This is a genomic window from Pedobacter psychrotolerans (assembly GCF_004340665.1).
Lineage (GTDB): Bacteria > Bacteroidota > Bacteroidia > Sphingobacteriales > Sphingobacteriaceae > Pedobacter > Pedobacter psychrotolerans.
Map to the genome: position 1 here is coordinate 241,727 of NZ_SLWO01000004.1, position 23,560 is coordinate 265,286.

Consider the following 23,560-nt stretch of genomic DNA (forward strand, 5'->3'; position numbering starts at 1 on the left):
AATTTATCTAATAAATTTTAAAAAATAATTTTTAGATTTACCTAAAAATATAATTAGATAAACATAAATGCAAAGTTTCACTGAGGAGAATTACTTAAAGATAATTTACCACTTGGCCGAAAACACCGGTAATGTTCAAACCAATGCAATCGCAGAGCAGATGCAAACCAAACCAGCATCTGTAACCGATATGATTAAGAAATTAGCTGAAAAAGGCTTTGTGGATTATATCAAATATCAAGGTGTAACCCTAACTGAAAAAGGAAGAAATGCAGCAATTGAGATTGTACGCAAACACCGTTTATGGGAAGTTTTTTTAGTAGACAAACTAAATTTTAAATGGGATGAAGTACATGATGTTGCTGAAGAACTTGAACATATTAAATCCACCGCGTTAATTGAAAGACTTGATGAATTTTTAGGTTTTCCTAAGTCAGACCCACATGGCGACCCTATCCCTGACAAAAATGGCCGCTTTGCAAAAACACAGTTTACCAAACTGATTGATTTAAAAATTGGTGATCAGGGTACCATTACAGGAGTAAGTCAGCATAGTTCTGCTTTTTTAAAACACCTGGAGAAATTAGGATTAACCCTAGGCAAACAAATTGAGATTAATGATGTTACCGATTTTGATGGCTCAGTAGAAATCTTGATTGCCGGAAAGCAAATCAACATCAGTAGAGAAGTAGCAAAACATATTTTAACAAGCAGTAATGGCAAAAACTGAATCACTTAGCGAAGTACATCAGAGTGTAAATACCAGTAAAAGAAAAGGCTGGCGGCGCATTTTAGCATTTATTGGTCCGGCTTATTTAATCAGTGTAGGTTATATGGATCCAGGAAACTGGGCAACTGATTTAGCTGGAGGTAGCAAATTTGGTTACCAGCTGATCTGGGTGCTACTCATGTCGAACCTGATTGCATTATTACTTCAGTCGCTCAGTGCAAGGCTAGGCATTGTTAGGGGTTTGGATCTGGCGCAAGCTTCTAAACAAGCTTATCCACGTTGGGCCAATATTCCTTTATTTGGTTTGGCACAAACGGCTATCATTGCATGTGATCTAGCAGAAATCATCGGTATGGCTATTGGTTTGCAGTTGCTTTTCGGCCTGCCATTAATCTGGGGAATTTCAATCACCATTTTTGATACCATATTACTCCTGTTCCTGCTAAATAAAGGCATGAGGGCCATGGAAGGATTTATTGTATCCATGGTTTTTATTGTGGGTATATCTTTCCTGGTGGAAATGTTTATTGTGGAACCCTCTTTAAAAGAAATTGCAAAAGGATTTGAGCCTTCAATCCTAAACGGAGATGCGTTATATATTGCCATCGGAATAATTGGTGCAACGGTTATGCCACACAATCTTTACCTGCATTCATCGCTGGTTCAAACCAGAAAGATAGAGCGAACTAATAAAGGTATTAAAGAAGCTTTGAAATTTAACCTGATTGACACTACTGTTGCATTGAATCTGGCATTTTTCGTGAATGCAGCCATCCTGATACTCGCAGCAGCTGCATTTTATAAAAACGGATTACATGAGGTGGCAGAGATTCAGGATGCACATAAACTGCTTTCCAATATCTTCGGAAATATAGCTCCAACCCTATTTGCGATTGCATTAATTGCCGCCGGGCAAAGCTCCACTGTTACTGGTACACTTGCAGGTCAGATTATTATGGAAGGCCACATCAATCTTCGCATTCAGCCTTGGTTACGCAGATTGATTACCCGTTTACTAGCAATTATTCCAGCATTTTTCACCATTTTACATTATGGGGATGATGCGCTCGGTGGCTTACTGGTACTAAGTCAGGTGGTGTTAAGTTTACAATTAGGCTTTGCTGTTATTCCATTAATTCACTTCAATTCAGATAAAAATCTGATGAAGGATTTCGCCATCAAAACCTGGGTAAAAGTTTTAGCATGGGCAAGTGCAGTGACGATTATCGCGTTAAACGTAAAATTAGTCATAGAAGAAATAAGTGGCTGGGCAAAGGATTCCAATAATTGGTGGATTTATGTTATTGTAGTACCAGCATTAATATTTATCGTATTTCTGCTTTTATATGTCTTTTTTCACCCCTTAATTGAAAAGAAAAATCGGGAGAGGCAAATAGTTCCTCATGGTAATGCGCTCGATATTGGTAAAATTGAAAAAATCAGTTATAACAGAATTGGTATTGCAGTAGACTTTTCCAAAAATGATGGCAACACAATCAGGCATGCCCTCATTCAAGGTGGTAAGGATGCACATTATTACTTAATTCATGTGGTAGAAACTGCTGCAGCCCGGTACCATGGTCAGGAAGTAATGGATCATGAAACAGAAAGTGATGCCAAAAACCTGGAAAAATACAGAGTCAATCTGGAAGATTTAGGATTTGATTCTACGCCATTTATTGGCTTTGGAAGCACAGCAAAGGCGATAGCAGAAATCAGCAATAAAAATGAACTGGAGCTTTTAGTAATGGGGGCTCATGGACATAAGGGTTTAAAAGATCTGATTTTTGGAACAACGGTTAATTCAGTCAGACATAAAGTCAACATCCCTGTACTCATCATCAGGTAAAAATTATTTATTGATTACTTTCATTATTTTTTTAATACCCCCGTCACCGGAGTTATAAACCAATAATTTATTAGTGGATGAATACAAGTACATGGCGGGATACATTTTTGGAAGAAATGCGGGAATAAACATCTGGTTTTTATCTTGCATCACAGTTACATTCGCCTTTGTATTTAATCCTTTGGCATAGGTATTAAAAAATTGCGGAATAATATAAGCTTCATCCAAAGTAATCAGATAGATATTGGCTTTCTTGAATTGAGCATAATTCGCGTTTAAGGCTTTCATCTCCCGTTGGCAATGTTCGCAGGTACAATCGAAAAGAATAAATAAATTTTGCTTACCCTGTTTTAAATCTTTATTAGAAAATGATTTGCCGTCTAATTTGAAGAAAGTAAACTGAGGTAGCAAAGTAGGCTGTTGCGCCTTAACCTGAAATGTGATGGCTAGAAGAAGAACTAAGAGGAAGTTTTTAAATTTCATTTTTGACGTTTAAACCCAAACATATTGATTTCTTAGCAAGATAATCATATTCCTTTCAGCTTTTACAAACAGATGAACTTTCTATTTGTTAATTTAGCCGATGATGAAATTGAATAAAATCAAGATATCACATCAATTTTTAAGATATTTGCAGCCCGGCAAATAAGTCTGGATAAATGTAGCGCCATTTGTTGCAACCATTAATAACAATACTAGCTTTGAAAAACGACATTAATATAAAAAATAAAAGAGCCTATTTCGATTACAATCTACTGGATAAATACGTAGCCGGAATTGCACTTTTAGGAACTGAAATAAAAGCCATCAGGCAAGGAAAAGCCAATATGACCGATGCATTTTGCATGTTTATAGGCGGCAACCTCTATGTAAGAAATTTGCATGTTTCTGAATATAGCCACAGCTCATTTTATCATCATGATATTAAGAGAGACCGGGCATTACTTCTTCAAAAAAAAGAAATAAGAAAACTTAAATTAAAAGGTGAAGAAAAAGGCTACACGATTGTACCCCTTCGTATTTTTGTAAATGAACGCGGCTTCGCGAAAATTGAAATCGCATTAGCACAGGGTAAGAAAGAATTTGATAAACGTGATAGCATCAAAGACAGAGATACCAAACGCGAGTTGGATCGGGCGATGAAAAGATAGGTTAGTCTTCAGTCTGGAGTCTTTAGTCCTAAGTCCAAATTAACTTAAGACTAAGGACTCAACAACTACCACGCTTGGTCGCCAACTAAAGGTACAAACCTAAAAGTATCCAGCACTATTTTTTCGTAATCTGTTTCACTTACTCTGATTACAGTAACCATTTTTTGAGTTTTTTCGTCACCCACCGGAATAACCAGAATCCCTCCTATTTTAAGTTGCTTCAATAGAATTTCAGGAACCAATGGTGCGCCAGCAGTTACAATAATCTTATCATAAGGCGCATGTTCTGCAACGCCTTTTGAGCCATCACCACAACAGAAAATTGGCTTATAGCCCATGCCGGGCAAAACCTGAATAGTACGATTGTAAATATTTTGCTGCCTTTCTATAGTAACTACATTGGCACCAAGTTCCATTAAAACACAAGTTTGATAACCCGAACCCGTTCCTATTTCTAAAACCTGATCGCCTTTTTTAATATGTAACAACTCACTTTGATAGGCTACGGTATAAGGTTGTGAAATGGTTTGTCCATCTCCTATGGGAAAAGCAATATCTTTATAAGCCTGATTCCAGAAAGTTTCATCAAAAAAGAAATGACGGGGAACCTTACCCATAGCCTTTAATACATGCTCATCTTCAATTCCGCGAGATCTTAACAGTTCTACCAGTTTCTTTCTCGCACCACGCTCTCGGTAATTATCAACAAATTTATAGGCCATGAAGTCTCAAAATTAGCTTTTTTATACGGTGATGCAAGATAAAGAAATCCACATTAGCCTAAGTTGCAGAAAATCAAAAGCTAAATATTCTATTCATAACTTTGATTTAATCATAATACTGAAGTGCGGAATTATTTCTACTTTTGGAATCAACAAATTTTAAAGAAAATCAGTATCATTATATATGAAGAAAATCTTACTTAGTTTATTTACGCTGTGTATCTCATTAACCTCCTTTGCACAAACGGGAGCCGATTACAATTATACCATAGGTTTTCGTGCTTTTAGTTTAATGCAGTTGCCGAAAATATTAAATCAAACCAATACTCAGGATTATACCAAAGCATTCGCTAACGGAGCCATGCTTAAATTTAATGACAACCAGATCAGTTACCGTATTAGTGGTGCTTATTTCAGAGATGATATCCAGTTTGATAATACATGTGCTACCTGTGAGATTGCAAATGGAAAAGTAACTGATTACTCTTTCAAGATTGGTTTTGAGAAAAACTTCAATTATTCAAAAATTCAACCTTACTTTGGTTTCGACTTAGGCTATCGCTCTAATCGTTTTACAGGTACTATTGCGCAACGCAATCCGATGGCCAGCAACGTAACGCAAACTGCTGACGCCAGTAAAAATGGCTTGGTATTAACACCGTTAATCGGCTTAAAAGTTAATATCCTTCCTCAATTGAACTTCTACGCAGAGAGTAACCTGGATTTCTACTATTCTTATGAAAAGCAAGACATCACTGAAACTGGTGGCGTAGCCAGAACAGTTACTACCTATAAGAAATGGGAGTTTTTACTTAACCCAATTTCAGCAGGATTACAGTTCAGTTTAAACGGAAAAAATTAATAAGGATCTACATCAATCTGCATAAAAACACCCTTAAATTCTTTGGTTGCATTAAACTGGGTAAGGGTCTCTCGTAAAGCATCCTTAACCTTTTGAATGGCGGTATGCTTATCGGCTTTAATGATAATTTGTTTGATATAAAGATTCCGCACCCGGCTTACTAAAGGCTGCTCTGGGCCAAGCACACGTTTGCCGAATTTAGCCTTCAAAATATTGGCTAAGGTTAGGGCCGCATGATCTAATACATGTGAATCTTTATGTTTAATGTAGAGGAATATCATCCGTGAAAATGGTGGATATAAGAACTTCTCCCGTTCCGCAATTTCATCGTGATACATGCCTTCATAATCATTTTCGACCACCTGTTTGATTATCCGGTTTCCGGCATCGTAGGTTTGAATACATACGCTTCCCTGGTCGGCCCTCCTACCTGCCCTACCTGCAACTTGCGCCAGTAACTGGTAACTTCTTTCATAAGCCCTAAAGTCTGGATAACCCAAAAGCGTATCAGCATTAATTACGCCGATCAGATTGAGATTATCAAAATCCAATCCTTTGGCGACCATTTGCGTACCAATTAAAATATCAGTTTTTTTATCCTGAAAATCATTTAAAATTTGTTGTAGGCCATTTTTCGTTCGGGTACTATCCATATCCAGTCTGGCAATGGAAACATCAGGATACAATAATTTTAGTTCCTCTTCTATCCTTTCGGTACCGAAACCTTTTTGCTCTACATGCACAGAACCACATGCCGGACAAATATTTACACTGCTTTGCTGATAACCGCAATAATGGCAATGCAACTTCCCGCTACTTTTATGATAGGTTAAACTCACATCGCAATTCACACATTTTGGCGTATACCCACAAGTTGCACAAATTAAAATAGTGGCATAACCTCTTCTGTTTTGAAAAAGCACTATTTGCTCCTTTTTAGAAAGTGCTAAGTCTATATCCTTAATCAATACACTTGAAAAGTAAGAAACCATTGTTTTCTTTTTGGTTTCTTCTGAAATGCTGACCACCTGTTGAAGCGGCAGCTGCACGCCACCAAATCTTTCCTTCATTTCTACAAGGCCATACTTACCCTGTAAAGCGTTATAATAACTTTCCAGCGATGGAGTAGCTGAGCCAAGGATAACTTTAGCCTGATGCAGGTGAGCCAGGTAAATGGAAGCATCACGTGCCTGGTATCTCGGTGCAGGATCGTATTGTTTATATGAAGGCTCATGCTCTTCATCAACCACAATTAATTTTAAATTTTGGAAAGGAAGAAAAACAGCAGAACGTGCACCAAGAATAACTTTATATGCGCCTGTTCTAACTTTATTCCAGATTTCTACTCTTTCGCTATTGTTAAATTTCGAATGATATACGCCAATGGCATTGCCAAAATAACGCTTAATTCGTTCAACAATCTGTGTAGTAAGTGCAATTTCTGGTAATAGAAATAAAACCTGACCATTTGAATGTTGAATAATTTCTTCAATCAGTTTAATATAAACCTGCGTTTTGCCCGATGCCGTAACACCATGCAGCAATACCACATCTTTTTCTTTGAAGTGCTCATTAATCTGCGTAAGTGCCAGTTCCTGGGATGCGCTGAGTTTAAAATTTACACTAAATTCCTCATCATGCGCAGCCAAACGACTCACAGGTTTCTTGGTTATAATGAAAATATCCTTATCAGTCAAAGCTTTTAAAGCAGCAGCTCCGCAATTACTTTCTTCTAAAAGTTGTTCCTTAGAAATTGGTTGAGTAGATTTTTGCAATTTTAGATAAGCCAGCAATGCGTCTAATTGTTTAGGTGCACGCTCTAAAACGCTAAAAAGTTGCTTTAAATTTTCCTGATCAGTATAAAAATCATTTAGCAGAACGAAGGATTTAAGTAGTGGTTTATATTTCTGCACCACCTCTTCGGCTACCAAAATCAATTCTTTTTCTAACAGATTATTAATAATTGGATAAATTGTTTTCTGACCTAAAAGCTTGGATACATCATTAACCGTTAATTTTGTTTGCTTTTTAAGTGTAGTGATAATCAATTCTTCTTTTTCGCTCAGTACTACATCTTCCCTAAAATCTTCAGTGAGCATGAGGATGGTTTCACTGGCCAGTTTCAAGCTGGCTGGCAAAGCAGCGGTCATTACATCGCCCTCGTTACACATGTAATAGTTAGTCATCCAAGTCCAAAACTTGAGTTGAGTGGCGGTTACTACAGGTTCAGCATCAATTACATCAATGATATATTTAGCTTCGTAAGCTGTAGGCGGATTTTTTGATATTCCACTTATTAATGCAGAATAAATTTTATGTTTCCCAAACTGAACCACCACCCTTTTGCCGATTGCAACCTGATCATTTAAATCAAAAGGAATTCTATAGGTATAGTTTATCGCCAAAGATAAAGGCAAAATCACTTCGACAAAAAGTGTTTCTCTCTCTGCGAAAATATCGTTCTCAAAAGTTTCCATTATTTATCTTTAATCGCGGCAAAAAACAACATAATCCAACCCAAAACAAAAAGCAATCCTCCAATTGGCGTTAAAGGACCAATTAAATTCACAAAATCTAATTGCAGAATATTTCGCGTAGCCAGTAGATAAAGCGAACCGGAAAACAGGATGATCCCGAAGGTAAAACAAAAGTAAGCAATATTGATCAGCTTGTTTCTGTAACGGGCAAATGTTGATAAATATAGCATGGCAAAAGTATGATAGAATTGATAATTAACGCCTTTTTGCCAGATTTCCAATGATGGACCATCCACCAATGCCTTTAATGCATGAGCACCAAATGCACCTAGTAAAACAGCAATAAATCCGAAAAAAGAAGCAGTAAGTATTATTCGTTTATTCATAGGTATTTTGCCTGAAGCAATGGCTAAATTAATAAATTGATAAAGAACTTCTCACTAATCAATGTAATAAATTAAATTTGTTGCATAGCAGATGAGAAAGATCATAATATTAGTGAGTGTATTATTGTTGGGTGTGGTGTCAATGTCCTATTTATATTTTTCTAAATTAGGTACAGAAAACGATGCCAAAGATCTGGCCCTACAATCTGCAACCAATAATGCTGCAATACTTTTTTCATTCCAAAATGATAAAGCCTTTTATGAAATAATTGAAGGGCAAGGCCTTTTGCAGCAATCCATTGGTAAAGAAAAGACAAACTTGCTTAAACAACTGAAAGAAAGTTTCGTTAATAAAAAGTTGATCAATAATTTTATACAAGATCAGGAGATTTATATCAGCTTACTGCCGGACACCAATCAAACGCTCAATTTTCTAATTACCGTTCAGATAAAGCCAGATCAGGACCTTGTTAATTTTCAAAACAAACTTCAGTCAATCGTTAAGCCAGTATTAAAAGAAAAAAACATTTATATCCTGAAAGTAAATGATAGCCTGAATGTATTTATGGGAATTCAGCATCAGGTTTTAACGGTATCTACTTCTTTAAAGTTAATTAAAAATGCAACAATCAGACTTAATGAAAACCCTTTTACAGCTTATATTAAAGAATCAAGGCTCCTGAACAAAAACATATTGGCACAATTGCACATTAACTTTAATCAGGCACCGCTCCTCCTAAAGAATATTATTTCTGGAAATATTAATGGCGAAATGGCTTTATTTAAAACACAAAATAGCTTTGCCACTTTAAATTATAATTTCAGCAAAGAGAAAATTTTGTTTAATGGCAATACAGAAATTAAGTCAGCAGATAACTACTTAAAACTGTTTGAACATATCCCTGTTCAAAGTACCAATATTCAGAATATTCTTCCAGACCGTACGGCCAATTACACCATATATGCCTATGATCATTATCAATCATGGCAACAAAAGTTAATCAGCTGGCAAACACTGAAAAAGTTAACTGATAAAAGAAATTCACTGATCAATAAAGTCAAAGCCGATTACCGCACAGATTTAAACGCTATATTTCCAACATATCTTAAAAATCAATTTGTTACCTTTCAGTTAAACACCGGAGAAAAATTAGCCGCCATATCATTGATTAACGGAGAAAAGGTGAAACAACTTTTGTTTGATGTGAGTGAAGATTACAGTGATGAGATTAAACATTTTAAACCAGCTGATATCCTTTTCACATATTTGGGTGAGCCGTTTAAAAACTTCACAAAGCCTTATTACCTTATTATAGATAATCAACTTATTATAGCCAATAATGCAAGTACGCTTCAATCTTTTTTAAATAGTTATAAAAATAACAAATTGCTGATTCAGGAGCCAGCTTATCTGGATGCGCTAAATCAGTTGCCAAACACTTCAAATATTAGTTTTTATATTAACCTGAAAAATTCAAAAGATATCTTTAGAAGTCAGCTCTTATTAACATACTACAAACATTTACAAGCAGATAGTGGATTGAAAGAATTTGATAGCTTTCATTATCAAATGAGTGCTGATCAAAACAAATTCATTACGAACATGCTTTTAAATAAATATATCAAGCAAAATACATCAGACTCATCAAGTACCATTAATTAAGCGATAGCCACAAAAATTAATTTAAATGAATAAATTATTACTTACCATCGCCTTAATGGCTAGTGGCTATTTTGCAAATGCGCAACAATATGCCCTTTTTGGAACGAGAACCATGTTCGATGCTTTTGAAAATGTTGCTCAAAAATCTTTCACGCTGGATTCCTCACGCAAATTTTCATCTAATTTCTTCCTGCCCTATTTTGGCGTTAATGCAGCAAATGTTGGAGATGCAGAATATGTGGTGCGAAAATTAACGCAGCAAGGTGTTAACGATACCAGAACACTTCCAATTGGTACTGGAAACATCAATCACCTGTATGAAAACAGCAATATATATGTAGCTACTTTTCGTTTGTTCAAATCATATAAATACCAGAAAGAGATTGGACTTTCCTGGCAGATTCGTTCGGATGTGAATTTAGACTACACGAATGAAACTCTGGCTATTTTTGATTCTTACAGTAGGTTTAAATCTGACACACAGCTTGATGGAATTTTTAATAACAAAGGCTATCAACAATCCTATCATCAGTTCAGCTTTACATACAGAGAAAATTACAACAAAAGATTGGCTTTTGGTGTAAAAGCAAGTTTATTGAGTGGAATTTTATATAACAAGCTGGACATCAAAAACTCTAGTCTATATATTGATAATAATATAAATGCATTGGCAATTAGACTAGATGGAACATATGCCAGTAATTTCATAGATACAGATGAGATTAATAAGAATACACTTCTACCGAACTTTAAAAACCCGGGCCTATCGCTAAGTTTTGGAACCAGTTATACCTCAAAGAAAGGCCTTTATTTGATGGCAAATATTAAGGATCTAGGTTTTATCTGGTGGAGAAGCGGAACGAAAAAAGCCACAGTAAATCAAACAAAATTCTTAACTCAGATTGACAGTGAATCTTCAAATAACAATCAGGAGATCAGAGATATATTTCTACTATCTCAACAAAGTGAAAAATTTTTAGCGGCCACAAACGCAAAATTTGATGTGTATATTTCCAAACAATATGATTTTTACAAACCTGCACTTATCGTTTCTAAAAATCTATTTTATAAAGGCGGCGATATCGCTTTTGTTAATACCATTATTCATCAAAACATATCTGCTAGTGTAACGCCACTTTACAACTTTAATCATATTTTCATGATTGGCATTCAAGGTAAATATCAAACGCCTAACTTCGAAATTTTTGGTGGTACAGACAATTTGTTTTCTACCTTCAACCAAGTAAGAGGGATTTACAACAGTAATGCAGATATTGGAAGTGGCCCAAATGGCGCCTCAGTTTATATGGGTGTAGGAATTAAGTTTGGTAATGTTGTTAACCATCCTCAATTTAGTGATGTCATGCCCGGAATCGACGATCAACAAGAAGGAAGTTTTTTTAAAAACCTGTTTTCCATCTTTAAAAGAAAATAATTAAACTTTCTGTTTAGGTTGAGTAACCACAAAATCTTTTAAGTAAAAAGGCTCAAAGTAAGCTACATCCTCAAAGCAACCTTGGTTAAATGCATCAAAGGCTAAAGCTGACATATATTTTGCAGCGTTAAAGTTATTTGCATCGAAGAATGCATTTGGATGATTCAGCGCTTCAGCACATTTTGCAGCACCATCACCTAAAAAGCTAATCTTGTTTTGCAAAAATAAATCCGCAAAGCTGGTTTCGTCAATAATTTTGGCGGTAGTGGGCACCATTAATTTTAAAGATGAATGATATACCGAAGTATAAACCTCCATTCTTCTGGCATCGATCATCGGGCAAATTAAACCCTCATATGCAGGATTTTCGATCATAAAACCTGCAGCCATCATCTCTAAGGTTTCAATGGCAATTAACGGTTTATCCAAAGCATAACATAATCCCTTAGCAGTAGAAACCCCAATTCTTAATCCAGTATATGATCCCGGGCCTTTACTCACAGCAACTGCATCTAAATCCTGATAAGTTATACCTGCTTTTTTAATCACCTCTTCAATAAAAAGCGTCAGATTAGCAGCATGTAGATTTTGTCCACTTTCTTCTTTCCATGCAATTGTTTTTCCATCGAAGGATAAAGAAACGGAGCAAACTTGCGTAGCAGTTTCCAATTGAAGTATTTTAGCCATGCCGCAAATGTATCAAAAATAGTAAAGTGGACGAAGATATTATCGTTTTGAGTTTGAAGTTGGAGTTGATTAAACGATTATCCATGAACGATAGACTAATGATCAACGAACTAATGACTAATGAACTTATGGAACCGGATCGTGTCCATGTTTACCCCAGGGATGACATCGACCTATTCTCTTTATAGCCATCCAACCGCCTTTAAAAGGGCCGTGTTTACGAATAGCCTCTATTCCATATTGCGAACAGGTTGGTGTAAACCTGCAGTTAGCGCCAAGCATAGGAGATATGGCATATTGATAAATCCTGATCAGCAATAAAAAAAGCCAGGAAAAAGCCTTATTCAACAACTTCATTTGGCTGAACTAAAGTTTTAAAACGCTTGAAAGTAGCGATTAATTTTTTTTGAATGAAAATAAATTCATATTTCTTCTTCCCAACAAACTGAATAGAGAAAAGCAACAAACCTTTATCGGTTGGAAGTTGATTATAAAATTCTTCTTGTTTATTTAAGCGATAAGCTTCACGGATGCGACGCTTAAGCAGATTACGATCTACAGCCCGCTTATATCTTTTTTTAGGAACATTAATGACCACCTGAGCAGGGACGCTTGTAGGCTCATCAATAAAAAGATAAGAGATGCGAAATGGATATAATAAAAAAGAAGAACCGTTTTTAAACAGCAGATCTAAATGTTTTCTGCTGCATAACCGTTCTTCTTTCCTGAATGTGTACATATATTTTTGATTGATAATTGCAGATTTTGCTCTGCCGATTCCGATTCCGGAAAAGCAATCAAAAACTATGCTTTATGCTTGCGTTCGTCAGAAACTGTTAATCTTTTTCTTCCTTTAGCACGACGTGATGCTAATACTCGTCTGCCGTTAGCTGTTGCCATTCTTTCGCGGAAGCCGTGTTTGTTTCTTCTCTTTCTTTGCGAAGGTTGGTATGTTCTTTTCATGACTGTATATTATCTTATTAATTTCAAAATTAAGAGGTGCAAATATAAAGTGATTTCTCTACAAATGCAAGAGTGTTTAGTTTTTATTTTTATTTACGTCTAAACCTTACAGGTTTTCAAAACCTGTAAGGTTTAAAATAGATCATCATTTTTAGATTTAGTACAATTAAGATTTCAAATCTAAAACGAGAAATATCACATAAATACTCTTCAAAGCTTATAACCCAACAATATTAAGTGCGGTGTTATATAAATCAATATTACCTTTATTCATTAAACTTAGAATATATTTTTTTTCAGCTAAGTAAGCTACAGCGAAACTAGGATCCCGTTCAACAATTGAGATTGTATTATTTATTAAATCACAATATTTAACACTTTGGTAAGTTGGTAATATACCAGCTAATCTTTCAGCTTCTAAAACCTTTCTTTTTTCCCTATTTAAACTAGGGAAATTAGCAGGAATATAAATATCTGTTAATGCTACGACACCATTAATAATAAAATCTACCTCACTAGAAGAGTAATTTGAAGATAACAACAATTTCAGATCCGATTCTGAACATAGCGTATCCTCTAATAAATCATGAAACAGGCCAATTTCATACCCAAATGAAATATGGTTAGCTTCTGCTAATTCAGCAACTTCAATACAATGATTGATGTAAGGCTCAAAGGTATATTTTCGCTTTTGCCCCTCGTGCCATTTTGCTGCAAATCTTATAAGTTCTTCTTTCAATATCTTAATATTTTTAAATTTTACAATCCTAAAGCTGCCTTCAGTTTAACGTAACCTGTCTTACTTACCGGCAACCAGATATCTGATTTAAGTAATACCACGTAACTATCTTTTTCTTTCAATTCAATTTTAGTGACCTGGGCCAGATTAATAATATAAGAGCGGTGAATACGAATGAACTGATTAACATCTAAAGTTTGCTCAAAGTAGACCATGGTTTTATTTTTATAGAAAACGCCATCTACCGTATTCATTTTCACATAATCATCATCAGCTTCAAGATAATTAATGTCTGCCGTTGGGATAATTTTAATTACACCATCTTTTTTAACCACCACCCTATTATTCTGCGCAGGACTTAAGGCCGCAGCATCTAAAACGGCTTCTGTATTTTCCTGATGATTCAACCGGCCGGGAAGTTTTTTCATAGCCGCTTCAAACCTGCCTTTATCAATTGGCTTAAGTAAATAATCAACAGCATTTACCTCAAATGCTTTAATGGCATATTCATCAAAAGCGGTAGTAAAAATTACTGCAGGTTTATCATCTACCAATTCTAGCATTTCAAAGCCACTTATTTTAGGCATTTGAATATCCAGAAAAATAAGGTCTGGCTTATGCAAAGTAATGGCCTTTAACCCCTCAAAACCATCACAGCACTCGGCAACGATTTCTATTTCAGGATGATCGTTCAGATAAAATTTAATAATATCTCTAGCTAAAGGTTCATCATCAATGAGTATCGTTCTGATCATTTTTTTGCGGGATTTTTAGGGTGGTAATATATAAATTATTTGCCTCAATTTCTGTTTGTAGCAGGTGCGGATTGGCAAATAATAGATAAAGTCGCCGCTTGATGGCGCTTAAACCAAAGCCTGTTCCGCTAGCAGCCTTCATTTCTGGATCGAATGGGTTTTGAACCCTTAATGACAAAACATGATTGGCTAAAGTAACATCAACCTTTATTGTAATTCCAGCTGATGTATTGTACAATCCAAATTTAATGGCATTTTCTACAATGGGCTGCAACAATGTTCCCGGCAGGCTTAAATTTAACGTATCCTCGGCAACATTAACTTCAATATTCAATCTGTGGCTAAACCTCACTTTTTCTATATCCAGATACAGTTGAATGTATTCCATCTCCTCCTCTACCGTCACCCATAATTCGTCATCACGTTTAAGCGTACCCCTTAAAAATGAAGCCAGTTTAGTAATCATCACACCTGCTTCTTTAGGATTAATCATCGTTAAAGCGAAAACAGAATTCAGGCTGTTAAAAAGAAAATGCGGCTGCAGTTGATGTCTTAGCTTATTTAATTCAGCTTCCTTTGCCAAACTTTTAGCCGCGGTAAGGCGTTCATGCGTTTCAGTCTGTTCTTCAAGCCTGTACCAGAGAATGTTTGCCAGCGCACACCAACCGAGACACATAAACGATATGAGGCCACGAAATACAAAAGAAAAATTATAAAATTCTTTGTATTCTTTAAAATCAGCGAAAAGATAAAACATGAGATACTTTGCCGTGAAAATAATCACAAAGGTTAGCGCCAAACTTACAATGAGCACATATAGAATACGTTCATTTTTAGGCTGATAATAACCCAGCATATTGCTGATTCCGATACAGGCGGCTGCCAAAAGCACGTTGCTTACGGTGCTATCAGTAAAGGCAATTATCCATGAAAAATTAATTACATAATGCAAACCTATGGCGCACAATATAATCCATGCTACAGCAAAGCTGAAAGAGATCTTTTGTATCTGCGGAATAGATAAAGGTCTGGTTGTCAAAATGGTTCAGTTTAGTTTGGTTAATGATATGAGTAGGTTATTGCAATCGGCTGGTTAAGAAAAAATCTTTACCGAAAGTGATGCGGATATCAATTTATGATGATGGTGAGTCATCTGTCTACAATTGGCAATTAAAAACTTTTGATTTCTATTCCACCAAACATCGCTGTCCCATCTAAAATCAAGGTTTTTTGAATATCCCCTGTAGGCGTTAAATGCGATCTTTTATCTTCTACACTACCAAAAATTGCGGTAACATTTGATTTTATTGCCCAGTTCTGAGGAACGATTAATTTTATTCCGCCAAAAATTGCGGTAACATCCAAACTAGCCGTTTCGGCAAAATCTGCCTGAGTCATAATAATATCTGCTCCACCAAATACAGCTGAAATATCTCCTCCTTTAAAGTTTTTAGAATAAACGGTTTGCGTATTGCCTCCAAAAACAGCTACAACATCAATAATGTCATTATCAGAAGCATGCTGATCAGCTGTTTTAAATGTCTCTTCATCTGCACCAACAGCGTTAAATTGATCTTTGAACTTGGCTTTCATTTTTCGCTTAACTTTAATACGGTCATTGGGCCTCAAGATTAAAAATCCACCAATAATCACCAAACCAAACCCCAGTGCATATTTTGAAAGGTCAAGATCAAAACCCATTCGATCTATAGTATTATAACTTCCAATCAATACTAAAACCAGCCAGCCTATACCTTTAAAATTCCGACGAATGCCTATATATATCCCCAATACGATAAGCAAACTCCAAATGCTGAATACCCATTCTGGAATATCCAGGCCAAGGTTATTCAATAAAAATATAATCCCAATAGCCGCAATGACGAGGCCACCCACTACCCTACCTGAAGTATTCTGACTATTATTATGATTGATGTTTTCCATTTCGATTACTATTTAAAAAACAAAGATGTTTATAAATCAAGTTCTTCTATATACTTGCAATATAAAAACTGGTTAAACAGCGGTGAACCACATTATTTTATCGGTAAAAAATATTTCTTAATTTGAGCCCATGAAATATTTATTGATCTTGCTTTGCCTGACTGCCGCGATAGAATTAAAAGCGCAAGACCTTAAGCTGCCATATAAAGTATACGATGTAAGGGAACAAAAGGAAATATCGGTTGATGAGATTATTGCCGACATGAAAAATGTGGATGTATTATTTTTCGGTGAAGAGCATAATGATTCAGTTGGTCATGATCTGGAAGCAAAGATATTGGAGAAACTTAACAAAACCTATCCTCAACAAGTAGCACTAAGCATGGAGATGTTTCATACCGATGTTCAACCGATCATAAATGAATACCTGGCCAATGTAATCTCCGAAAAGAATTTTATTAAAGAAGCCAGGGCATGGGATAATTACCCGGACTACAAGCCACTTATTGAATACGCCAAAGTAAATAAATTACATGTTATTGCTGCAAATGCTGCAGCTCGCTATAGCAATGCTGTTACCAGAGGTGGTTTAATTGTACTTAAAGACTTTCCAAAAACATCATTAAACTTCTTACCTCCATTACCGGTAGATACCGCATCAGGAAGATACTATCAAAAATTTACAGCGCTATTAGGTGGTCATAATATGGGTACCATGAAAGTTTATCAAACACAGAATTTTTGGGATGCAACTATGGCCTGGTCTGTTTCCAGATTTATTGATGAGAATAAAGGCGTAAAAGTCTTTCACATAAATGGCCGTTTCCACAGTGATGAAAAGCTGGGCACTTTGGCTAAACTACGCCAATATTCACCAAAAATTAAAATTCTGAATATATCAGCCTTTTCAGATCAGGACTTTGAAAAAACAGAATCGCCTAAATTTTCAAATTTAGGCGATTACATTATCATCACTGATCCAACAGTTAAAAGAAGCTATTAAAATAAAAATCTGCAAATGTAATACTTGCAGATTTTCATATTAAGCCTTTGCCTTAAGCAAATCTCTGATTTCAGTTAACAGAATCTCTTCTTTTGGTGGAGCCACAGGTGCAGCAGCAACTGCCTCTTCCTTACGTTTCATTTTATTAATTGCCTTAATCATCATAAAGATTACTAAAGCCAATAAGATAAAGTTAATCGCTACTGTAATAAAGTTTCCATAGGCAAAAATGGCCGCTCCTTCAATTTTTTTTGCGTCAGCTAGCGCTGTGCCTTCGGGTACGGCACCTCTCAATACCACATATAAATTGCTGAAATCAGGTTTACCTATAATTGCGGCAACCAATGGCATAACTAAATCATTCACTACACTGTCTATAATTTTCCCAAAAGCGCCGCCAATAATTACACCGACTGCCAGATCCATTACATTACCTTTGATTGCAAATTCTTTAAATTCTTTTACAAAGCCCATTTTTAGTCGTTTTAGTTTATTTGTTCACTAAAGTAACAAACTATTAAACTCAATACAAACGTTTAGCGAATAATTTAACAAGCAGGCAAAGTCATTTAGTGTAATTCCAAAAAATCTGAAATGATTTGTTTATTTTTGACGCCATTCTACTATATAATATGCTAAAGCAACACTTACAACAAAAATTATTACAAAAGTTATCACCACAACAAATTCAATTTATCAAATTGTTGCAGGTGCCAACCGTTGCTTTAGATACCAGAATTAAAGAAGAACTTGAGGAAAATCCTGCTTTGGAAGACCCTAGTTTAATGACTCAGGAAGAACCAAAGGGAGAATATGATGACCTTAATGATGGGCCGGAAGAATTTGATGGACCTGCTGAAGATAATAGCATGGACGAGTTTAATGTAGATGACTATCTACAGGATGACAACACCAATGATTACAGTACCAATTACAATAATAGCGATGACGATGAAGAGAAAAAGGAAACACCTATCGCTATTGAGAGTACTTTTTTCGAGAGCCTTCAGGAACAGTTGGATCTTGTTCCCCTTTCAGACCAGGACTTTATTATAGGCAAACAAATCATTGGAAGTTTAGATGATGATGGTTATTTACGCCGTCCGTTAGGTTCCATGATTGATGATCTTGCATTTTCGCAAAATGTAATGGTTGAAGAGGAAGATGTATTGGAAATGCTTAAGCTGATTCAAAGCTTTGATCCTCCGGGCATTGGTGCAAGAGATTTAAAAGAGTGCTTATTAATCCAGTTAAAGAGAAAAGACCCTTCCAATCCAATAATCGTTAAGGCAATGAATGTTGTAGAGAATTATTTGGATGAATTTACGCGGAAGCATTATGACAAGCTGGAGAAAAGCCTGGGCCTAGATAGTGAGGAACTAAAAGAAGTAGTGAATGAAATTCTTCGCTTGAATCCAAAACCTGGAGATGCCAACCAGGTAACGACCAAGCAAATGCAAATTATTCCTGATTTTCACATCAGCAATAATGATGGCATCCTCATTTTAACCTTGAACTCTAAAAACGCACCCGAACTTAAAGTAAGTCGCTCATACCAGGAAATGTTCGAGCATTATGATAAGGCATCTTCAAAAGATAAAAAGCTTAAAGAAGCTGTTCAGTTTGTAAAGCAAAAACTAGATTCTGCAAAATGGTTTATTGATGCAATTAAACAGAGACAACAGACTTTGCTTAAAACAATGAATGCAATTATGCATTATCAGTATGAATATTTTTTAACTTCCGATGAACGCAAAATGCGTCCGATGATTTTAAAGGATATTGCAGATAAAATCGATATGGATATCTCAACAGTATCCAGAGTAGCTAATTCTAAATATGTCCAAACAGAATTTGGTACATTTTTATTAAAATCATTTTTCTCTGAAGCCATCCAAACTGAAAATGGCGAAGAGGTTTCCAATAAAGAAGTTAAAAAGATTCTGGAAGATTGTATTGGAAATGAGGATAAACGCAAGCCATTAGCCGATGAAAAGCTAACGGAAATTTTAAAAGAACGTGGCTATAACATCGCCAGAAGAACTGTTGCGAAGTATCGTGAACAAATGAATATCCCTGTTGCCAGATTAAGAAAAGAATTATAATTGGCTATTTGGTTTGTTGATTGTTCGTTTTTAATGAGATAACTATAGTTGAATAGAAGATTAATAGTAATTTACATTATACAGCTATGAGGGAAACTTACCTCCTAATATAGAAGGGGCAGTGGGTGGTTAACCATTCAATAGCAGTTTTCAATTGATAAATCATAATCTTCCAAATAACTTAAATGAAACATCAACTGATAGATGAATATTTAGGCTTCGCTTTGATCAGACTGATCACCACTTCCTATTTTTTCAGAAAAATCTTTTGCATGATCATCTGCTGCTGTATCACCTTGCTTTTCTTGTTCTAAATTCTCATCTAAACGATCATTCCAATCATTTAAACCTTTAGAGGGATTTTCCTGAGCCTGCTTCGTAAATTTAGATTTTTCCTGATCTTTGTTTTGATTTTCCATTGTGGTTAATTTATAATCAAACACCCCAGAAGGAAATAAAGTTTCTGTAGGTCTGATTATTTGTTAACAGGCTCATCTTTTGCGTTCTTAAATTCCTTTACACTTCTACCAATTCCACGCATTAATTCCGGCAACTTTTTACCGCCAAAAATTAACAAGATTACAACCCCAATTAATATGATTTCTATAGCTGACATAAATTTATTTTTAAACAAGATACGCTAAATGAATGATATTGTTTTGAAAGGCGATTTATTCATGATTAAACCAATAGCGCCTTTAATGTTCTATCCTTAATTAATGGAACTTTACCATACCTGATGAATTCTGCAAAGCCACGTAATTGTTTGATAGATTTTATGGCTTCGTAACCCTCATACGTTGTTCTGATCTTATTCAGCAATAATGTATCCGTTTTGCACATATCGCTTTCAGTAAGCAATCCTTTTTTTAAGAAAAGTTTAATCAATTCTGTCATCTTTCCATTTGCGTAGAGATGAAGCGGGAGTTTAAATACCTCATTGTTTAACTTTTCAAAAGTTTCATTGATCCATTGAACTTCTGTATCATCGTTTACTGCGATGATTCCATCACTTAGCACAACAGCATTTAAAAACTGTCTCGCCCTTTGCCGGGTAATAATTTCCCCATGAATCCCATCTCGCAGGGTATAATCCAACCGATCCGCACAAAGCGATGGCATGGGCTGCTCTAAAATATTAAAAACACCATAAATAATCTGATTGGCATTATAGCCATATCTCAGCAGAACATCTGGAATTTCAGATTTATATATCACCTCTGCGAAAATCTTTTCATGATAATCCTCTCCAACATGATCAAATACATAATCACCAACATGAGAAAAAGCCGTATGAGAAACATCGTGTAGCAATCCGGCAATCTGTTCCAACTCCGAGCCGCCCATTTTTTTTATCAACATGGCTACCCCTATTGCATGCTCCAGCCGTGAATGGCAAATAGATGGATTAACCAGAAAAATTGCACCACTCTGGTGTATCCCAGCTAAACGTTTTAAAGCATCTGTTTGCAAAAGTGCCTCAAATACCTGTGGAAATTCCATATTTCCGTATAAAAAATCATTTAGCTGAATCATATCAATTAGAATAAATTTGAAACACAATTATACTAATTTATTTAGTAAAAAACATAAAATAATCATCAAAATAATGATTACAAAACTACATATATTAGTTAAAAAACAACTTTCAAATATTTTGAAAGCTATTATTACAAAATAATGATCTACATTTTAAAAGATATAAAACAAGCAAATTAATAAAACGTTATTATTGTAAATAAACGACAATATGGCAACTGCTCAACAGATTAGAAAAGCATACATTGATTATGTTTTAACCAATGATGAAAAACCAAAAACGGTTTATTCTTTTGCAAAGAAGATTAAAATTACCGAAGCAGAATTTTATCAGTTTTTTTCTTCTTTTGAAAGTATAGAGAAAACCATTTGGTTTGAATTTACTTTTGAAACCATTAGCAAAATAAAAGAGCAGGAGGTTTGGTTACAATATACCTCACGTGAGAAAATGCTTTCTTTTTTCTATAGCTATCTCGAAAATCTAAAAAGCGAACGTAGTTTTGTTATTTACAGTTTAAAAAATTATAGAGGTAAGTTTTCTACACCAGATATACTGGCTGGTGTAAAGCCTATTTTTGAGAATTTTGCCCAGGAAATTATTGATGATGGATTAGAAAGCGGTGAATTGGCTGAACGTAAATTTTTAACAAAACGTTATAAAGATGCCCTTTGGATTCAGTTTTCATTTATCCTTAATTTCTGGATTAATGATGATAGCGATGGTTTTGAGAAAAGTGATGAGGCTATTGAAAAAGGAATCAACGTTACCTTCGATCTTTTTCAGCATTCACCGATTGATAACCTGATTGATTATGGGAAGTTTCTATCCAGAAATGGGAAGTTTAAAGAAAAAATGGGATTATAATCATTGATGAAGACACAACAGAGTATTCCAACAACTAAAGTAGAGCGCTCAGCAAAATTTGTAAAAACAGGTTTTCAGATTGGCGGAAACTATATCAAGCATTATTCAAAGAAATTGTTTAATCCGGGTATGGATAGAGATCAGTTAAATGAAGATAATGCGACTGATATTTATAAATCGCTGAGTGAACTTAAGGGCAGTGCTTTAAAAATAGCGCAGATGCTGAGCATGGATAAAAATATATTGCCAAAGTCTTATGTTGATAAGTTCACCCAATCGCAATATAACGCACCTCCCCTTTCTGGTCCATTAATTGTGCGTACGTTTACCAAAAACTTCGGAAAAACGCCTGAACAGATTTATGATACATTTAATCTGAATTCCAGCAATGCGGCATCTATCGGACAGGTACATCAGGCTACGCTAAATGGCAAAAAACTCGCTGTTAAAATTCAATATCCTGGCGTTGGCGACAGTATTTCATCAGATTTAAAGCTGGTAAAACCTTTTGCCTTTCGCCTATTGGGAATGTCGGAGCGGGAATTAAATATCTACATCAAAGAAGTTGAAGAACGCTTATTGGAAGAGACAGATTATGAGCTTGAAGTGAAAAGATCAATTCAATTCTCTGAAGATTGCAAAAACCTCGATCACGTAGTTTTTCCTAAGTACTATCCAGAGTTATCCGGTAAGCGAATCATTACGATGGATTGGTTGGATGGGTTACATTTAAAAGAGTTTTTAAAAACCAATCCTTCTCAGGAGTTAAGGAATAAAATTGGTCAGGCACTTTGGGATTTTTATAATTTTCAGCAACATGAACTTCGTGCTGTTCATGCAGACCCTCATCCGGGAAATTTTATGATTACGCCAGAAGAAGATTTAGGTGTAATTGATTTTGGCTGTATAAAAGAACTGCCAAATGATTTTTATTACCCTTTCTTCTCGCTAATTTCTACAGATGTGATCAACGATAAAGCTAAAACGATTGATGCCTTTAGAAAACTGGACATGATTCATACGGATGATACAGCGGATCAGGTAGAATTTTATTATAAATCGTATAAAGAAATGATCAGCCTTTTTGCGAAACCTTATATCAGTAAGGTGTTTGATTTTAGCAAAACAGAATTTTTTGAGCAACTGTATCTTTATGGTGAGAAGATTTCAAAAATGCCAGAATTTAAACAGGCCAGAGGTGTAAAACATTTTATTTATGTAAATCGTACAAACTTTGGCTTATATCAAATTTTGCACGAATTAAAAGCAATGGTGAATACCGATACTTATGAGCCGACTTTAAACAGATAATTAGCTGTTTTTTTTCACCACATTGATCATATGATCAATATCAAATGGCTTTTCAATATAATCATCAGCTTTGCATTCTTTTGCCTGTTCTGGCAATTTATTAGATGTAGAGGTGAGTACAGCAGGTACATCCTCAGTTTCAGGATCAGATTTTAATTCCTTAATTACTTCTGATCCTTTCTTTTTCCCTTTAATGTGGTCATCAACAATTACAACATCCGGGTCAATTTCATCTATTCTTTCAACGGGATCAGTTGTTAACGATGCGGTAACATCAAACCCCTCCTCTTCCAACACTTGGTCCATTATTTCAAGAATTTCTTTATTGTCCTGAACAAGTACAACCTTTTTCTTCATAGAGTTTGTAAGAATAT

Annotated in this window: 27 protein-coding genes; 10 read left to right on the plus strand and 17 right to left on the minus strand. The window is 35.3% G+C overall.

What is annotated here, in order from left to right:
- The first annotated feature begins 67 nt into the window (after positions 1-67).
- Together EV200_RS11500 and EV200_RS11505 are read left to right on the plus strand one after the other, a co-directional pair.
- Entirely contained in the window at positions 68-730 is a 663-nt protein-coding gene (locus EV200_RS11500; RefSeq protein WP_132532711.1) for a metal-dependent transcriptional regulator, read from the plus strand.
- The gene (locus EV200_RS11505; RefSeq protein ID WP_132532713.1) at positions 717-2,579 is read left to right on the plus strand and encodes an Nramp family divalent metal transporter; all 1,863 of its coding nucleotides are present in this window, start codon (positions 717-719) and stop codon (positions 2,577-2,579) included. Before EV200_RS11500 ends, EV200_RS11505 begins: the two co-directional genes overlap by 14 nt.
- Positions 2,580-2,582: 3 nt before the next feature.
- On the opposite strand, the gene EV200_RS11510 is transcribed toward EV200_RS11505, so the two are convergent.
- A complete protein-coding gene (locus EV200_RS11510) occupies positions 2,583-3,062 on the minus strand; it encodes a TlpA family protein disulfide reductase (RefSeq protein WP_132532715.1) in 480 nt (159 codons plus the stop codon).
- A 218-nt stretch (positions 3,063-3,280) separates the two neighbouring features.
- Between EV200_RS11510 and smpB the strand changes: the two genes are divergently transcribed.
- Entirely contained in the window at positions 3,281-3,730 is a 450-nt protein-coding gene (smpB, locus tag EV200_RS11515; protein WP_029284382.1) for an SsrA-binding protein, read from the plus strand.
- A 65-nt stretch (positions 3,731-3,795) separates the two neighbouring features.
- Here the strand turns inward: smpB and EV200_RS11520 are convergent, their stop codons facing one another.
- Positions 3,796-4,452 carry a protein-L-isoaspartate(D-aspartate) O-methyltransferase gene (locus EV200_RS11520; protein ID WP_132532717.1) on the minus strand — a complete coding sequence of 219 codons (657 nt, stop codon included), beginning with the start codon at positions 4,450-4,452 and terminating at the stop codon, positions 3,796-3,798.
- Positions 4,453-4,636: 184 nt separating this feature from the next.
- On the opposite strand from EV200_RS11520, the gene EV200_RS11525 reads away from it, so the two are divergent.
- Positions 4,637-5,314, plus strand: coding sequence for a hypothetical protein (locus EV200_RS11525; RefSeq protein WP_132532719.1), 678 nt, complete (start codon positions 4,637-4,639; stop codon positions 5,312-5,314).
- On the opposite strand, the gene priA is transcribed toward EV200_RS11525, so the two are convergent.
- Both priA and EV200_RS11535 read right to left on the minus strand, forming a co-directional pair.
- On the minus strand, positions 5,311-7,791 hold the full coding sequence (gene priA / locus EV200_RS11530; RefSeq protein WP_132532721.1) for a replication restart helicase PriA: 2,481 nt from the start codon (positions 7,789-7,791) through the stop codon (positions 5,311-5,313). The genes EV200_RS11525 and priA overlap by 4 nt on opposite strands.
- Complete coding sequence (locus EV200_RS11535) at positions 7,791-8,177, minus strand: DUF423 domain-containing protein (RefSeq protein ID WP_132532723.1); 387 nt, start codon at positions 8,175-8,177, stop codon at positions 7,791-7,793. The genes priA and EV200_RS11535 overlap by 1 nt, the downstream gene beginning before the upstream one ends.
- A 91-nt stretch (positions 8,178-8,268) precedes the next feature.
- Between EV200_RS11535 and EV200_RS11540 the strand changes: the two genes are divergently transcribed.
- Together EV200_RS11540 and EV200_RS11545 are read left to right on the plus strand one after the other, a co-directional pair.
- Entirely contained in the window at positions 8,269-9,840 is a 1,572-nt protein-coding gene (locus EV200_RS11540; protein WP_132532725.1) for a hypothetical protein, read from the plus strand.
- Positions 9,841-9,865: 25 nt separating this feature from the next.
- The gene (locus EV200_RS11545; protein WP_132532727.1) at positions 9,866-11,275 is read left to right on the plus strand and encodes a DUF5723 family protein; all 1,410 of its coding nucleotides are present in this window, start codon (positions 9,866-9,868) and stop codon (positions 11,273-11,275) included.
- Here EV200_RS11545 and tsaB read toward each other — a convergent pair whose 3' ends face one another.
- The 8 genes from tsaB to EV200_RS11585 form a co-directional block, all read right to left on the minus strand.
- Entirely contained in the window at positions 11,276-11,962 is a 687-nt protein-coding gene (gene tsaB, locus EV200_RS11550) for a tRNA (adenosine(37)-N6)-threonylcarbamoyltransferase complex dimerization subunit type 1 TsaB (protein ID WP_132532729.1), read from the minus strand. It abuts the gene before it with no gap.
- A gap of 126 nt (positions 11,963-12,088) precedes the next feature.
- A complete protein-coding gene (gene yidD, locus EV200_RS11555) occupies positions 12,089-12,319 on the minus strand; it encodes a membrane protein insertion efficiency factor YidD (protein ID WP_132532731.1) in 231 nt (76 codons plus the stop codon).
- Positions 12,303-12,701, minus strand: a complete 399-nt coding sequence (locus EV200_RS11560) for a ribonuclease P protein component (protein WP_132532733.1) — start codon at positions 12,699-12,701, stop codon at positions 12,303-12,305. The genes yidD and EV200_RS11560 overlap by 17 nt, the downstream gene beginning before the upstream one ends.
- Positions 12,702-12,766: 65 nt before the next feature.
- Positions 12,767-12,925, minus strand: coding sequence for a 50S ribosomal protein L34 (gene rpmH, locus EV200_RS11565; protein ID WP_010601723.1), 159 nt, complete (start codon positions 12,923-12,925; stop codon positions 12,767-12,769).
- 217 nt (positions 12,926-13,142) lie between these two features.
- The gene (locus tag EV200_RS11570; RefSeq protein WP_132532735.1) at positions 13,143-13,664 is read right to left on the minus strand and encodes a metal-dependent phosphohydrolase; all 522 of its coding nucleotides are present in this window, start codon (positions 13,662-13,664) and stop codon (positions 13,143-13,145) included.
- Positions 13,665-13,684: 20 nt separating this feature from the next.
- On the minus strand, positions 13,685-14,419 hold the full coding sequence (locus tag EV200_RS11575) for a LytR/AlgR family response regulator transcription factor (RefSeq protein WP_132532737.1): 735 nt from the start codon (positions 14,417-14,419) through the stop codon (positions 13,685-13,687).
- Positions 14,397-15,458 (minus strand): sensor histidine kinase, encoded by a 1,062-nt coding sequence (locus EV200_RS11580; protein ID WP_229676736.1) that lies wholly within the window; start codon positions 15,456-15,458, stop codon positions 14,397-14,399. Before EV200_RS11580 ends, EV200_RS11575 begins: the two co-directional genes overlap by 23 nt.
- A gap of 131 nt (positions 15,459-15,589) precedes the next feature.
- Positions 15,590-16,363 (minus strand): LiaF transmembrane domain-containing protein, encoded by a 774-nt coding sequence (locus EV200_RS11585; RefSeq protein ID WP_132532739.1) that lies wholly within the window; start codon positions 16,361-16,363, stop codon positions 15,590-15,592.
- Between the two features lie 130 nt (positions 16,364-16,493).
- Between EV200_RS11585 and EV200_RS11590 the strand changes: the two genes are divergently transcribed.
- Positions 16,494-17,366 (plus strand): ChaN family lipoprotein, encoded by an 873-nt coding sequence (locus EV200_RS11590; RefSeq protein ID WP_132532741.1) that lies wholly within the window; start codon positions 16,494-16,496, stop codon positions 17,364-17,366.
- Positions 17,367-17,405: 39 nt separating this feature from the next.
- On the opposite strand, the gene mscL is transcribed toward EV200_RS11590, so the two are convergent.
- Positions 17,406-17,840 carry a large conductance mechanosensitive channel protein MscL gene (mscL, locus tag EV200_RS11595; RefSeq protein WP_132532743.1) on the minus strand — a complete coding sequence of 145 codons (435 nt, stop codon included), beginning with the start codon at positions 17,838-17,840 and terminating at the stop codon, positions 17,406-17,408.
- A 158-nt stretch (positions 17,841-17,998) separates the two neighbouring features.
- Here mscL and rpoN point away from each other — a divergent pair, with 158 nt between their 5' ends.
- Positions 17,999-19,471 (plus strand): RNA polymerase factor sigma-54, encoded by a 1,473-nt coding sequence (gene rpoN, locus EV200_RS11600; protein WP_132532745.1) that lies wholly within the window; start codon positions 17,999-18,001, stop codon positions 19,469-19,471.
- 212 nt (positions 19,472-19,683) lie between these two features.
- Here rpoN and EV200_RS11605 read toward each other — a convergent pair whose 3' ends face one another.
- The 3 genes from EV200_RS11605 to EV200_RS11615 form a co-directional block, all read right to left on the minus strand.
- Entirely contained in the window at positions 19,684-19,890 is a 207-nt protein-coding gene (locus EV200_RS11605) for a hypothetical protein (protein WP_132532747.1), read from the minus strand.
- 56 nt (positions 19,891-19,946) lie between these two features.
- Positions 19,947-20,087 carry a Sec-independent protein translocase subunit TatA/TatB gene (locus EV200_RS11610; protein WP_132532749.1) on the minus strand — a complete coding sequence of 47 codons (141 nt, stop codon included), beginning with the start codon at positions 20,085-20,087 and terminating at the stop codon, positions 19,947-19,949.
- A 65-nt stretch (positions 20,088-20,152) separates the two neighbouring features.
- Positions 20,153-21,007 carry an HD domain-containing protein gene (locus EV200_RS11615; RefSeq protein ID WP_132532751.1) on the minus strand — a complete coding sequence of 285 codons (855 nt, stop codon included), beginning with the start codon at positions 21,005-21,007 and terminating at the stop codon, positions 20,153-20,155.
- Positions 21,008-21,221: 214 nt separating this feature from the next.
- Between EV200_RS11615 and EV200_RS11620 the strand changes: the two genes are divergently transcribed.
- On the plus strand, positions 21,222-21,875 hold the full coding sequence (locus EV200_RS11620) for a TetR family transcriptional regulator C-terminal domain-containing protein (protein ID WP_132532753.1): 654 nt from the start codon (positions 21,222-21,224) through the stop codon (positions 21,873-21,875).
- Positions 21,876-21,881: 6 nt separating this feature from the next.
- Positions 21,882-23,186, plus strand: a complete 1,305-nt coding sequence (locus tag EV200_RS11625; protein ID WP_132532755.1) for an ABC1 kinase family protein — start codon at positions 21,882-21,884, stop codon at positions 23,184-23,186.
- Here the strand turns inward: EV200_RS11625 and EV200_RS11630 are convergent, their stop codons facing one another.
- Positions 23,187-23,543 (minus strand): response regulator, encoded by a 357-nt coding sequence (locus tag EV200_RS11630; RefSeq protein ID WP_132532757.1) that lies wholly within the window; start codon positions 23,541-23,543, stop codon positions 23,187-23,189.
- Positions 23,544-23,560: the final 17 nt, after the last annotated feature.